Source organism: Streptococcus fermentans (genome assembly GCF_040888305.1).
GTDB lineage: Bacteria > Bacillota > Bacilli > Lactobacillales > Streptococcaceae > Streptococcus > Streptococcus fermentans.
This window is the reverse complement of record NZ_JBFNFG010000004.1, coordinates 1-11,284: the sequence shown is the minus strand read 5'-3', so window position 1 is coordinate 11,284 and position 11,284 is coordinate 1. Positions and strand designations below refer to the sequence as shown.

At 33.8% G+C, this 11,284-nt stretch carries 12 protein-coding genes, 4 tRNA genes and 1 pseudogene; 6 read left to right on the top strand and 11 right to left on the bottom strand.

From position 1 onward, the window contains the following. Positions 1 to 10: 10 nt before the first annotated feature. The 3 genes from AB2B50_RS05055 to nagA all read right to left on the bottom strand — a co-directional run bounded on the left by AB2B50_RS05055 (position 11) and on the right by nagA (position 2,875). Positions 11 to 388, bottom strand: coding sequence for a DUF1033 family protein (locus tag AB2B50_RS05055; RefSeq protein WP_007555701.1), 378 nt, complete (start codon positions 386 to 388; stop codon positions 11 to 13). Positions 389 to 525: 137 nt separating this feature from the next. Beyond that, positions 526 to 1,584, bottom strand: a complete 1,059-nt coding sequence (locus AB2B50_RS05050) for a zinc-dependent alcohol dehydrogenase family protein (protein WP_000649456.1) — start codon at positions 1,582 to 1,584, stop codon at positions 526 to 528. A 139-nt stretch (positions 1,585 to 1,723) separates the two neighbouring features. Next, the gene (nagA, locus tag AB2B50_RS05045) at positions 1,724 to 2,875 is read right to left on the bottom strand and encodes an N-acetylglucosamine-6-phosphate deacetylase (protein ID WP_045762732.1); all 1,152 of its coding nucleotides are present in this window, start codon (positions 2,873 to 2,875) and stop codon (positions 1,724 to 1,726) included. A gap of 1,093 nt (positions 2,876 to 3,968) precedes the next feature. Between nagA and AB2B50_RS05040 the strand changes: the two genes are divergently transcribed. After that, entirely contained in the window at positions 3,969 to 4,175 is a 207-nt protein-coding gene (locus tag AB2B50_RS05040) for a hypothetical protein (RefSeq protein WP_025170143.1), read from the top strand. Between the two features lie 612 nt (positions 4,176 to 4,787). Here the strand turns inward: AB2B50_RS05040 and AB2B50_RS05035 are convergent. The 4 genes and pseudogenes from AB2B50_RS05035 to AB2B50_RS05020 form a co-directional block, all read right to left on the bottom strand. After that, positions 4,788 to 4,898, bottom strand: a pseudogene (locus AB2B50_RS05035) (IS30 family transposase); the annotation flags it as partial. 320 nt (positions 4,899 to 5,218) lie between these two features. Beyond that, entirely contained in the window at positions 5,219 to 5,884 is a 666-nt protein-coding gene (locus AB2B50_RS05030) for an HAD family hydrolase (protein ID WP_003005418.1), read from the bottom strand. Positions 5,885 to 5,931: 47 nt separating this feature from the next. Next, entirely contained in the window at positions 5,932 to 6,195 is a 264-nt protein-coding gene (locus tag AB2B50_RS05025; RefSeq protein ID WP_006155666.1) for a transposase, read from the bottom strand. 358 nt (positions 6,196 to 6,553) lie between these two features. Next, positions 6,554 to 7,000 (bottom strand): helix-turn-helix transcriptional regulator, encoded by a 447-nt coding sequence (locus AB2B50_RS05020; protein WP_006147801.1) that lies wholly within the window; start codon positions 6,998 to 7,000, stop codon positions 6,554 to 6,556. 320 nt (positions 7,001 to 7,320) lie between these two features. On the opposite strand from AB2B50_RS05020, the gene AB2B50_RS05015 reads away from it, so the two are divergent. From AB2B50_RS05015 to AB2B50_RS04995, 5 genes are all read left to right on the top strand, one after another. Beyond that, positions 7,321 to 7,794, top strand: coding sequence for a hypothetical protein (locus tag AB2B50_RS05015; protein ID WP_023027534.1), 474 nt, complete (start codon positions 7,321 to 7,323; stop codon positions 7,792 to 7,794). Positions 7,795 to 7,927: 133 nt separating this feature from the next. Further along, entirely contained in the window at positions 7,928 to 9,031 is a 1,104-nt protein-coding gene (locus AB2B50_RS05010) for a replication initiation factor domain-containing protein (RefSeq protein WP_320692976.1), read from the top strand. Positions 9,032 to 9,033: 2 nt separating this feature from the next. Further along, the gene (locus tag AB2B50_RS05005) at positions 9,034 to 9,420 is read left to right on the top strand and encodes a hypothetical protein (RefSeq protein ID WP_320692971.1); all 387 of its coding nucleotides are present in this window, start codon (positions 9,034 to 9,036) and stop codon (positions 9,418 to 9,420) included. Positions 9,421 to 9,479: 59 nt separating this feature from the next. Then, complete coding sequence (locus tag AB2B50_RS05000; protein WP_000598356.1) at positions 9,480 to 9,674, top strand: DUF3173 domain-containing protein; 195 nt, start codon at positions 9,480 to 9,482, stop codon at positions 9,672 to 9,674. Positions 9,675 to 9,677: 3 nt separating this feature from the next. Beyond that, positions 9,678 to 10,811 carry a tyrosine-type recombinase/integrase gene (locus tag AB2B50_RS04995; RefSeq protein ID WP_320692972.1) on the top strand — a complete coding sequence of 378 codons (1,134 nt, stop codon included), beginning with the start codon at positions 9,678 to 9,680 and terminating at the stop codon, positions 10,809 to 10,811. A 74-nt stretch (positions 10,812 to 10,885) separates the two neighbouring features. Here AB2B50_RS04995 and AB2B50_RS04990 read toward each other — a convergent pair. The 4 genes from AB2B50_RS04990 to AB2B50_RS04975 all read right to left on the bottom strand — a co-directional run bounded on the left by AB2B50_RS04990 (position 10,886) and on the right by AB2B50_RS04975 (position 11,220). Beyond that, positions 10,886 to 10,969, bottom strand: a tRNA-Leu gene (locus AB2B50_RS04990). 9 nt (positions 10,970 to 10,978) lie between these two features. Then, positions 10,979 to 11,050: transfer RNA gene (locus AB2B50_RS04985), tRNA-Gln, on the bottom strand. A 13-nt stretch (positions 11,051 to 11,063) separates the two neighbouring features. Continuing rightward, positions 11,064 to 11,136 (bottom strand) — tRNA-His (locus tag AB2B50_RS04980). Positions 11,137 to 11,149: 13 nt separating this feature from the next. Then, a tRNA-Trp gene (locus tag AB2B50_RS04975) sits at positions 11,150 to 11,220 on the bottom strand. Between the last annotated feature and the right edge of the window lie 64 nt (positions 11,221 to 11,284).

Here is an 11,284-nt window from a genome sequence, read left to right as displayed (position 1 = left end):
AACAACTTCATTAAAAAGTTGTTTCTTCTTTTTTTATGCGACAAGTACGGTGGATTTCTAAACCAGTCTGCTTTTCGTAACCAGGTCTAAATTTTTCATCTGGAATGACTTGACCATCTTCCAACAAAGCCAAGGAATGATATTGCTGAAGAAATTCATCGCATTCTTCACACCAGCGTTTATCTTCTGGATCCCAAAAAATAGTCATCAAGTCTCCTCTACTTTTGTAAAGGGGAATCTCCTTTTCTAACTCAAACCAACAAGACTTATAATATTTCAAGGCGTCATAATAGTTATCAAATTTTTTGCTCGCAATGACGTCGTCTTCCCAGCCTTCTATAAACCACCACGGTTCAAAATCTCCGTACATTTTTATAACTCGATACATAGTTTAACTTCCTTTGTACCGTATATTATAGCGAAATTTTGAGAACAATGAAAGAATTTTGCTCATTTTCACGAATTATATAACATTTTCAAAAAATCCAGCTATTCAAAAACGAATAACTGGATTTAAAAACAAGATTAGCCTTCTGAAATATCGTTTTCAATAATCACTTTAATCGCATGATGATCGGCGGCCTTACTAAATACTTCATAGGCCTTTTCTATTTCACTAAGTTTGAAATAATGAGTTACCAATTTTTCAGGTTCAATTTTATGACTTTCTAAGGCTTTCAAAAGCTGAGGAGTTGTATTGGTAGAAACCAATCCAGTAGTAACATTAATGTTACGAATCCAAAGAGTGTCCAAATCAAACTGAACTGGTTTACCATGCACACCACAGTTGGCTACTGTTCCGTCTACACCGATAATCTTTTGACAGAGATCAAACGTTGCAGGAATTCCTACCGCCTCAATAGCGACATCTACACCTCGACCATCTGTCAAATCATAAATTTCTTGAATTGCTTTTTCAGGGTCTGAAGAATTAATCTTATGAGTAGCACCGAAAGAAACTGCAGTATCCAAGCGATTATCGTCTAGGTCCACCATAATCAATTTAGCTGGAGAATAGAATTGTGCCGTCAAGAGAGCTGCCAATCCAACTGGCCCTGAACCAACGATAGCTACACTACAACCAGGCTCAACTTTCCCTTTTAAGACACCAATTTCATAGCCAGTTGGCAAGATATCAGATAACATAACCAAAGCTTCATCAGACAAGTCAGCTGGAGTATGATAAAGAGTATTATCAGCATGAGGCACACGAAGATATTCTGCTTGCATACCGTCAATCAAATGTCCAAAAATCCATCCACCCTCGTCTTCACAGTGAGCATAGATTCCTTTTTTACAATAGTAACACTTGCCACATGCACAAACGCAAGAAATCAAAACCTTATCACCCTTTTTGAAGTTTGAAACTCCTGCTCCGACTTCCTCTACAATACCAATTCCTTCATGTCCTAGGATAGTTCCACTCTTACAAGCAGGAACATCCCCTTTAATAATATGAAGGTCTGTACCACAAATAGTAGTCTTAACGATACGCACAATAGCATCTGTTGGCTTACGAATAACTGGTTTGTCAACATCAACAAATGACGCAAGGCCTGGTTTAACGTAAGTATAAGCTTTCATAAGCAATCCTCCGCTTTTTTATTTGTATTATTTATATCATGATTGTAAGCCTTTTCAATATAAAAATCAAGTAATTTGTGAAATAAATAACAAATTTATTTAAAAAAAGAAGAAACGAAAATCGTTTCTACTTTTTAGATTATGCTTGATAACGTTTTTCACCATCTAGATAAGTTGCTACTAATTCCAAATCTTTATCTAACACGATAAAGTCTGCATCGTAGCCTTCACGAATTTGTCCACAGACGTCATCGATATGAACTGATTTAGCTGGGTTCAGACTAGCCATCATGACTGCCTCATGAGGATTTGCAATTCCCCACTCAACGACATTTTTCAAACCATCTTTAAGTTTGAGAATGGATCCTGCCAAGTTACCTGTAGATTTAAGGCGAGCAGTTCCATTTGCAACTACAACCGGAAATTCACCTAACATATAATCTCCATCTTGCAAACCACCTGCTGTCATACAGTCAGTGATAAGGGCAATATTTTCAGTTCCCTTTTGTTTAAGAAGAATTTCGCAAGCCTTAGGATCCACGTGATGACCATCACAAATCAATTCTGCATAAGTATGTGGTAACTCATACATAGCACCAACCATTCCAAGTTCGCGGTGTGTTAAGCCACGCATTCCATTATAGGCGTGAACCCATACACTAGCTCCGGCATCAACAGCTTTTTTAGCTTCATCAAATGTAGCATTAGAGTGACCCAGAGCAACAGTTACACCTTCACCAGTAATAGTACGTACAAAGTCCTCAACCCCATCACGTTCAGGTGCAAGAGCAATTTTATTAAGAAGACCATTAGCAGCCTTCTGCCATGCACGAAACTCATCCATACGAGGATCTTTCATGTAAGCAGGGTTTTGAGCTCCTTTAAATTCCTCAGTAAAATATGGCCCTTCAAAATAGATACCACGAATCTTAGCACCAGATGCTTCTTGATAGCGTGCACCAATGTTTTCAGTAACAGCCAGCAATTGTTCGTATGATGAAGTTAGTGTAGTTGGTAGGAAACTAGTAACACCTGTGCTAAGAAGACCTTCACTCATCGTATGAAGAGTCCCTTCAATATTATTATCCATAACATCGACACCACCAAAACCATGAATGTGTGTATCAACAAGACCAGGTGCGATGCTATAACCAGAATAATCTAAAATTTCAGCATCCTCAGAAATCTCTTCAACATGCTTACCAAATTTACCATCAATAAGTTCCAAATAACCTCCACGACGAATACCATGTGGATAGAAAAATTGATCAGCTTTAATATACTTAGGCATAATGATAACCCCCTTAAGAAATAATCTAGTATTTATTATGTCAATTACATTATAAACCTTTCAAAACAATTTGTAAATGGTATAGACCTTTTTTAGTGAAATTTTAATAAATTGTTCAACAAAAAAGACAAGGTCCGAAAACCATGTCTTTATTACTATACCGGCGGCCGGGGTCGAACCGGCACGTCCTTGCGGACACTGGATTTTGAGTTCAATAACTACATTATTTAAATCTTACAACCTTGATTTAATAGGGTTTTAAGCCTTTTGAATCTTGCAAAATAGACTCATTTTTCAAATTTTTGTAACTTTTTGGTAACTCATCTTTCTCCCTTAAATAACTACTTCCATAAACAGTGAGACAATTATTTTATTTTTTAAGGATTCTTCATAGTTGATAGGTCGCAAAATGTTCTGAAAAACTCTCAGAATTGCTGTGTCAGCAACGAGAATGCGCTATTTTTGCATGAAAAAACGAAAATTCGAGGTCTGCATACAAAAAAATCGGAGGTGTTAGCCTCCAATTTGTCCTATTTATTTTTTATGGTTTTTTATTGTAAAGTAGACCCAACCGAATGAACATAGGTTGTAGAAAGCAAATGAAAAAACTGCAAGGATGATAGCTCCTGTATCTAAATAACCTCTTTCAAGACCGTTTTTCAACAACAACAAGCCTGTAGTTTCGACAAAGATCAAAAAGAAAAATATATAAAAAATTTTCACATTAAGCATATTGTTACCGCCTTAAACATATGGAAAAACGGCAATCAGCATTCACTAAATTCCCGTTTTTTATTTAAATTCTATTACTATTAACTACCTAATACTACTAGTATTACTAATATTACTAATATTACTACTAATTATCCTGAGGCCATCGTGTATAAATTGACCCAAAACGTTAAATCCGTCATAAATTCCTTTATAAATAAAGAGTCCCAAAATTATAGATGAAATAATAATACTTGCACAAATAAAATATGTACGTTTTTTTCATTCATAAGATCAATCCTCCTTTTTATTTGTATCCGCTTACATTTTATTGTATAATAAAAATGTAGTAAAGAAAGAAGGTGTTCTTATGCTAAAAAAATTGCAAAAAAAATATTTTTCAAAATATAAATGGACTGATTTATTTTGGATTCTATTTGTTATTTTGATATGCATCCATATAGGAAACCAGGAGTTTCTTCCTCTTAATCATCAAGAATTTTCTCTTCAGGGTAGTTCCTGGGGATTTGTACTTGCATTATATAACTTACTATTCATTGATAAATTTGTTATCTCTAATCGGAAGTAAAACAATACCAGGTAAAAACTCAATTTCAGGAGAAAATAAAGTAAATAGTAGCAGTCTATAAAAAAATTGCATTTATCGGTTTAATAAGGATATTTGTGCTATAATAAAGATAGATAGAGATACCGATTAATAATCAAAGAACAAAGGCTTTACCAGGGCAGATGGATATGTTTGAAAATTAGATAATTACTATTCAACTTATTTACTGGATCAACAAAATAACGAAAGGAGTATGTACCATGACTACTCAAACTTTAAGCACTGTGTTGATCTGTGTTGCGCTTGTATTGATTCTTTTCTCTGAAAAATTGTTCAAGCAACATGAAAAAATCGGAAAAATAATTTGCACTATAATCATATTAGTCGATGTTTTGTTAAAGCTGCTCTAAGTTATTTTAAGAATACAGGAATTTGTTTGTCCTGTATTCTTTTTTGTGTTTCGCTGTAATACCAATATTTTTTACTTCATCAGTAAAATAGCGACTTTTTAATCTTGCAAAATAGACTCTTTTTTCAAATTTTGGTAACTTTTTTGTAACTCATCTTTCTCACTTAAATAACTACTTCCATAAATAGTGAGTCGATAATCTTATTTCTTAGTTATCTCATTTGTCAAATTAAGCTAGACAATTTCACCTGACTCAGAAAAACTTGATACGGAGTTTGGTAGTTCAAGGACTTCCTTGGGATTCGATTTCGCTTATCAAGTACAGAAAAAACAAATTAAACTATAGTCCGTTAAAAATTAGAGGTATCGTAGTTAGTTTACATATCTATCAAGTGTCTATAGTAATAAACTTCATTATTAAAATAAAATGTATTAGTATCAAAGCAACTATCTCAACTTGATTGGTTACTATAATACATCCCTACTAATATCAAAAAGCCACTGTTTCCAGTGACTTCATAATACCTTTCGCTCAAAAATATTTACGTTTTTACCAACAAAGCTACACACTCAGCGGTTCGCTGTTACCTTAAATTTCGTTATGAAACAAGTTTATTTCTTTCTAACGTCCTCAAGAACCTCATCGCCTTTCAACTCAAAGACTCTGTGATTCTATTATTTGTAAAACTTCTTTCATATTTTCAACTTTCCATTGCGCTTTGTCATTAAAAAATGGTAATCGGCTATCATAATAACCAATAGTTGCAATTCCGGCGCTAGTTGAAGATTCAATTCCAGAGTATGAATCTTCAATTGCAATACATTGTTCTGCTTGCAATTCTAACTTATGTAGCGTTGTTAAATAGATAGACGGATTTGGCTTACTTTCTACAAAATTCTCTCCGCTAACGATGACATCAAAATATTTTTTTATGTCACACCTTTCTAAAACTTCATTAATATGCTCATATTTTGATGATGATGCTACAGCTAATTTGATTCCGTTTTTCAATGCATAGTCAATAATTTTTAGAATTTCTTTTCTAAAAAGTAAAGAATAATCAATTTTTTCATATCTCTCATCACTAAAAGAAGCATATTCTTTTTCTATAGTTTTTATATCATATTGTTTCCCAATAAATTGCTGTAAAAGCCTATAAAGATTAAAATATGATTTACCAACTAATACCAATAGCTCAGAATCTTCGTAACTAGATTTTGGATTAAGGTGTTTGATAAAATCTTTCTGTATTAGAAAATCTTGGTACTCCGTATCAACTATAACTCCATCCATATCGAAGATTATACCTTTCAAATTCATAAATCCTCCTTTAAAATCAAAATCTATCATATATAATACCCGTGTTGCTAGTTGATAAAAAATCCTAAATTATAGACCAAAATAGCCCGTTCGATCTCTAATTGCAAACCTGCTAAAGAGCGAGCAAGCGGATGTTCAATGTTAAACAATGCATTTAGGACAGAGATCCGAGTTTCGATGGTCCTTCGGATTGCCAGGATAGCAGGATTGTTGTGCTCAGCTGCTCCTTTCATATTTTTACGAATCGGCGTCAAAAAGTCTATTCCCTTGGCTTCCAATCGTTTTTTCAGTTCCTTACCCAAGTAGCCCAAATAACTACTATTTGGGCAAAATGTTACTTAGTTTCTTTTTAAATGAGCAATGAGTAACTTAATAAGATAAGCTAGAACTACAAGTGATAATAGAAAGAAAATAGAATAAATAAAATAGATTTGCATATTGGACACCTCCTAAATAAAAGAGATAAGCCATCCTGCCCTCAATATTATTGTACTCCCACTTAAAAGCGGTGTCAAGCATTATGATAAATAATACTAGCACCTATGGTGAATTTAAAATCTAAAAAACAAACCATCAATCTGCATTAAAATAATCATAAACCTCTTTATATGGAATTCCGTTAATATTTTAGACACATTTTGAGAGGAAATTTTGAAGACTAGCGTCCTTCTATTTTTCCCAATAAGTTTTAACTTCTTCAAAAATCTTATTCAAAAGTTCTGCATCTTTTTCTGACAACTGATTTTTTTCTATAACTCTATCTTTTAGTTCTGTTGCCTTTATTTTATTTCTTGCCACCGAAACTGCTATTGAATGTTTCAAAATATCAAACTCATCCTTTGAAAAGTTTGCAATATTGGTAAGATCTAATTGTTCTAGAGGTAAACTACTGATAATTGAATAAGGTTTTTGTCCCAGCAAATAATCTGTAGTAGTACCAAAGATATTTGCTAATTTCACAACGAATTCTAATCCTGGTTCTAACGTTCCATTCTCCCACCGAGAATATGTCCCTTGTTGAACTCCAATTAATTCCGATATTTGTACTTGAGTTAACTTTTTTGATTTTCTGAGAGTTTTTAACCTCTCTGAAAATTTATAATCCTCTGTATACATAATTCTCCTATAGATATTCTTATTCGTATATTTTTTCTTGACAAAATATTCTAAACGGTATAAAATAGAATTATTCCATAAGGAATATTTATTTTGAGATTAAATATTCCATTGAGAATATTATAGCATAAAAGGGGGTAAAAGCGTATGTAATTAGTAGTCGATTTTAAAAATTTTAATTAAGGAGGTAAGATTCGACAAAATAAAAAAATCTTGAAACAAATGTGCCGTTCGTTCCAAGATCAAAACATATTATGTAACAATTATACCACAGAAAACTCCTCAGTTGCACAAAAAAATTTCGGAGGTTTCACAAAAAGATGACCAATAAAGAGTTAGTCAATCAAATTTCTGGCCTAAACTCTACCTCTACTCTTAAAAATTGGATCCAACTGATTAAAGAGATAAGTGGCAAGGAATTTAAGAAAATTAAAATTCCTATCAGTAGAAATCCAAGAACTCATCAATTAAGTTATACAGTTGCCTATGACTTTACAGACGAAGACCTTAGACAATTTCAAAAGTTAGCTAACCTAAAACTTGAAATAGGTCTAAAAGAGGCTATACAAGCCGTATTTGGGAGTCTAGCAGACAATGAACAAGAACTCCTAAACCAAGTAATAGATGAGCTCTATGATGAACTGAGCGCCTTAAAACAGGAATTTAAGCGAGAAATACGACTGATAAAAAATGAGAATGCCAATCTAAAAAAGAAAATCCAAGATATTGAAGAGTCGATGCAAACCGGCTTACTAGGGTTTGTTCAGAAGAGGTCAAAAAATAGGTTCGGCTAATAGCGAATTTTCGGCTGAGCCATGAGGCAGAAAGCCGAAAACGAGCGTAGATGCGGACGGACCATTTTTGACCGAAAGGGTGTGTAGTAACACCACCCTCTGCAAGTTAGGTGTACCATCGAAATAATTCAGTATTCCCAAGGGTTTTGGAGATTTTAAGGGTGGCAAAATTAGGCAAAAAGTTGAATCAAAATCTATGGCAAAAAATGAGCATTTACGTTCTGTATTTGACTGGATTCAAATTCAGTTTGATAAGACTGAATTTTCGCCAAGAGAAATAATCGAAGACATTCTATTTCTTGACTTTGACCTATTTATTGAGAATAAGGGGAGCCTTAAATACTATAACTATGATAGCCAGCTTCATTATGGGAACATCCGTATCTACTATGGATCGAAAGAGTCGTCCTACATGCTTGTCATGTCAGGACAGGCACTCGAATTCTATAGAGATATGGTATTAGATCCAAATGGCCTGACCGAAAGACAGTTTCTAAACAATCTCTACTACAATTACAATCGTTTTTCAATCAGACGAATTGATATTGCTATAGATGATTTTAATGAAACTCCCTATTTCACTCCTAATCAGCTTCTAAAGAACTGTCAGAAGAAACGCTTTATATATGGAAAAAGCACCTACTACAATACCTACGGAGATGAAACAATCGGCCAGACCTTATATTTAAGAAAACCCAATGATGATGAAAGACTTAGAATTTACGATAAGCGCTTAGAACGAGCTGAGAAGCTAGGTATCAGCAAGCGTTTTATAGAAAATTGGATAAGAACTGAGTTAGAACTTAGGAAAGAAAAAGCTCACTACTTCATTCAAGAATGGTTGCATTCAGAAATAGACCTCCTCAACTTTACCAAGGGATATCTCAAAGAAAAAGTAAGATTCTATAGTGATAGCCATTTCTCAAAACCTTTGAGATCTTGGGAAAAGTTTTTAGGTCACTCAAAACCTATCTCTATCATTATTTCAAAACCAAAAACAGAACTAGAACAAAAATTAGAATGGTTTACCTATAAAGGTTCAGGGGCTATTCTAAAAGCGTATAAATTTCTATACGAAAATAACTTACTGCATGAGTATGAGAAATCTAACTATCTCGCACTCAACAATATGGAATATCCACCAGATTTAGCAAGTGGATTAATAGAAAGGGCAATTCTCTTTAAAAGAGAGGATTTAATCCCTACAATCAAAGAAAATATCAAAAGGAGAAATTAACTATGGCAAAAATGCTTTCACAAAATGACTGGAATTTTAATAACATTGGAACAAAATTTGAATTGGATGAAGTTATTCCAAAATTTGAAACAGAAGTCCGAGAAGATGCAAACGGAGAAATTATCAAAAACCGAGATGGTAGCGAAAGACGTTTTAATACCGATAAAATCATTGGTTGGAAATACAATATAACTATCAAGGATGGACAATTCAAAAAGAAATCAACCCAAGTCTCAGTAGACAATCCAGAAGCTTTAGTCGATAATGACTATATCCAAGCGATGGATCAAGTACCAGTTACATTTGACAATTTACAAGCCACTATGATTAGTTCAACGATGTATTACAAGGCGGATGCTATCCATTTAGTAGATGTAAAACAAAAATAAGTATTAGACAAGGGGAGTTAATCCTCCCCTTACTTAATCTTATTAGAAAAGGAGATCACATGATTAAAACTGTAACAAAAGATGACCTTATCGAACTTGGATTTGCTCCAGGAACTGCAAGAAAGATTATCCATACTGGCAAATTACTATTAGTGAATCGTGGTTTTAACATCTACGATAACAAACGGATTGGTACAATTCCAGCCAGTGTCGCTGAAGAACTACTAGGAATTGAACTCCAGAAAGAAGCATAATGAATGACTATTCGTAAAACTAAAAGTGGTAAATGGACCGTTGATGTTTCTAATGGTTTCCACCCCGTCACACAAAAAAGAATACGTATCATTCGAAAAGGATTGAAATCTAAAAAGGAAGCCCTAGAACTAGAACAACATATTCGAGTTGTAGAATTAAAAGAAAAACAATTTGACTTTGTAGTGACAACGGATATGTTATTCGACTTACTTGAAGAAGATGATTTGAAAAATGGCAGAAAAGTAAGCTACACAACTACACAAAGAAACAATTATGAACGTCATATTAAGCCTTATTTTAAAAATACAAATTTAAATAAATTAACGTATGACCATATATTCGAATTTCGTGAATACCTAAAAACAAAAACTAAAAAACAAAATGAAAATGAAGTTTTAAGCTATAATACAATTAATAAAGTTCTAATTCTACTTAAAAAAATTTTTGATACTGGTATAAGAAAATCTCTCATTGATAAAAATCCAGTTAAGAATCTGAGAAAATTACCAATTAGGAAGCCTGATATTCAATTTTGGAGTATAGAAGAATTCACGAGATTTAGAGGATTTATTCGAGATGATGAAATAAGCTATGACCTGTTTTTCGTAATTGCTTTCTTTACTGGAATGAGAATGGGAGAAATCCTCGCATTGAACTGGAATGATATAAATCTTTTAACAAATACGATATACGTTACCAAAACGGTATACTTTGTCAATAATACAAGCTACATTAATACAACAAAAACACGATCAGGAACTAGAAATATAACAATAAATCAGAAATTAGCAGAAATGCTAATAGATTGGAAAGTAAAACAAAAAGAAAAACTTGAGGAATTTACGAAAAATACAGACGAACTACAAATAATACAGAGTACACCAATAACAATTACAAAAAATATGATTGATAAGAAGTTTAAGCAAATACTAGAAAGGGATAAAGATTTAAAGAAAATAAGAATTCATGATTTGAGACACTCTCATGCATCATTACTTATAAATCAAGGAGAAGATTATCTTGTTGTCAAAGAAAGATTAGGACACGCATCTATTACTACAACAATTGATACTTATTCTCATTTGTACCCTAGCAAACAGAAAACATTGGCTAATAAACTTGACGATTTATTTTAAAATGGAAAAAATTGGTAACTCAACAAAAACAGAGAAAAAAAAGACAAGGTCCTAAAACCTTGTCTTTATTACTATACCGGCGGCCGGGGTCGAACCGGCACGTCCTTGCGGACACTGGATTTTGAGTCCAGCGCGTCTGCCAATTCCGCCACGCCGGCAAATAGTAACTGGGGTAGCTGGATTCGAACCAACGCATGAGGGAGTCAAAGTCCCTTGCCTTACCGCTTGGCTATACCCCAATAATATAAAATAGGCGAGTGATGGGGATCGAACCCACGCATGCCAGAGCCACAATCTGGTGTGTTAACCACTTCACCACACCCGCCATAATTTTAAAACACGGGCAGTAGGAATTGAACCCACACTGAAGGTTTTGGAGACCTTAGTTCTACCTTTAAACTATGCCCGTAGTTAAGGTTATGGAAGGGGAGGGATTCGAACCCCCGAACCCGAAGGAGCGGATTTACAGTCCG

What these genes read in the sequence shown, in the direction of transcription:
- AB2B50_RS05000 (WP_000598356.1), top strand. Translation starts at nt 9,480, where the DNA reads ATGATTAAAACTGTAACAAAAGATGACCTTATCGAACTTGGATTTGCT.
- AB2B50_RS05055 (WP_007555701.1), bottom strand. Translation starts at nt 388, where the DNA reads ATGTATCGAGTTATAAAAATGTACGGAGATTTTGAACCGTGGTGGTTT.
- AB2B50_RS05020 (WP_006147801.1), bottom strand. Translation starts at nt 7,000, where the DNA reads ATGTATACAGAGGATTATAAATTTTCAGAGAGGTTAAAAACTCTCAGA.
- nagA (WP_045762732.1), bottom strand. Translation starts at nt 2,875, where the DNA reads ATGCCTAAGTATATTAAAGCTGATCAATTTTTCTATCCACATGGTATT.
- AB2B50_RS05005 (WP_320692971.1), top strand. Translation starts at nt 9,034, where the DNA reads ATGGCAAAAATGCTTTCACAAAATGACTGGAATTTTAATAACATTGGA.
- AB2B50_RS05030 (WP_003005418.1), bottom strand. Translation starts at nt 5,884, where the DNA reads ATGAATTTGAAAGGTATAATCTTCGATATGGATGGAGTTATAGTTGAT.
- AB2B50_RS05015 (WP_023027534.1), top strand. Translation starts at nt 7,321, where the DNA reads ATGACCAATAAAGAGTTAGTCAATCAAATTTCTGGCCTAAACTCTACC.
- AB2B50_RS05050 (WP_000649456.1), bottom strand. Translation starts at nt 1,584, where the DNA reads ATGAAAGCTTATACTTACGTTAAACCAGGCCTTGCGTCATTTGTTGAT.
- AB2B50_RS04995 (WP_320692972.1), top strand. Translation starts at nt 9,678, where the DNA reads ATGACTATTCGTAAAACTAAAAGTGGTAAATGGACCGTTGATGTTTCT.